At 37.4% G+C, this 1,203-nt stretch carries 1 protein-coding gene; it reads left to right on the top strand.

Translation table 11 applies throughout. The annotated features are described in order from the left end of the window. Positions 1–59 precede the first annotated feature (59 nt). Positions 60–1,192 (top strand): IS3 family transposase gene (locus BUW93_RS14825; protein WP_110688307.1). Its coding sequence is split into 2 segments (ribosomal slippage): positions 60–321 and positions 321–1,192, totalling 1,134 coding nucleotides; the frame shifts between segments, so codons are not numbered across the junction. Positions 1,193–1,203: the final 11 nt, after the last annotated feature.

Here is a 1,203-nt window from a genome sequence, read left to right as displayed (position 1 = left end):
GTAAGCTTCCCTTAAAACCGAACTGTTTAAAAGTAGAATAATTCTTAATTTTAAACAGTATGAAAAAAAGTAAATTTTCCCCTCAGCAGATCTCTAAGATCCTCAAAGAATTCGATAACGGTAAAACAGCTGCCGAGATCAGTCGTGAATATGGTATTAGCACCGCTGCCTTTTATAAATGGCGTGAACGTTATAGTGGCATGAACGGTAAAGAACTGAAGCGCTTAAAGGAACTCGAAGAAGAAAACCGACGGCTCAAGCAAATGTATGCTACCCTTTCTCTGGATCACGAGATGGCCAAAGAGATCATCGAAAAAAAGCTTTAAAGCCTTGCCGTAAGAGAACAATAGCTAAAGAACTTGCTCATTACGGTATAAGCAGGGCGTGCCGTGTTTTAAAAATGAGCAAGAGTGTGTTTTATTATACTCCTCTCCCTAAAGATGATAAGCCTATAGAAGAAGCCTTACAGCAGAAGGCAGAGAAATATAGTGAAGAAGGCTTCTGGATGGCCTATGAGCGACTACGCAAAGAAGGCAAGTCGTGGAATCATAAAAGAGTTTATCGTGTATATAAGAATCTTGGTTTAAGCCTAAGGCGTAAAGTGAAGAAAAGACTACCAGCAAGAATAAAAGAACCCTTAGAAGTACCTCAAACCCTTAACCATACCTGGAGTATGGATTTTGTAACAGATGTTCTGGATAATAAGAGAAGGTTTAGAGCCTTTACCATTATTGATGATTACAACCGGGAAGCACTTCATATAGAAGTTGATTTTTCCTTGCCCAGCAATAGGGTAATTTGGGTATTAAACCATTTAATTAACCGAAGAACCAAACCTCAGAAGATAAGAATGGATAATGGTCCAGAGTTTATTGCTAAAATAGCTTCAGAGTGGAGTCAGATGCATGGAATAGACTTCCAGTATATCCAACCAGGAAAACCTACCCAGAATGCTTTTATTGAACGATTCAACGGAAGTTATAGAAGAGGAGTTTTAAATAAATATATTTTTGAAGACTTAGATCAGGTACGGGAACAAACACAAATCTGGATGGATGATTACAATCATCAAAGACCCCATGATGCTTTAGGAAAAATGGCACCTATAGAATATGCAAAAATTAATACTCTCTTAGAAACCACAAATCAAACTAAAAACAATAATTTTATACCATCAAGCAGTTCTAATTAGGGGAAGCTTAC

Source organism: Salegentibacter sediminis (assembly GCF_002078605.1).
GTDB classification, from domain to species: Bacteria; Bacteroidota; Bacteroidia; order Flavobacteriales; family Flavobacteriaceae; genus Salegentibacter; species Salegentibacter sediminis.
The sequence above is the reverse complement of the archived record's forward strand: the minus strand, read 5'-3'. Positions and strand labels throughout refer to the sequence as shown.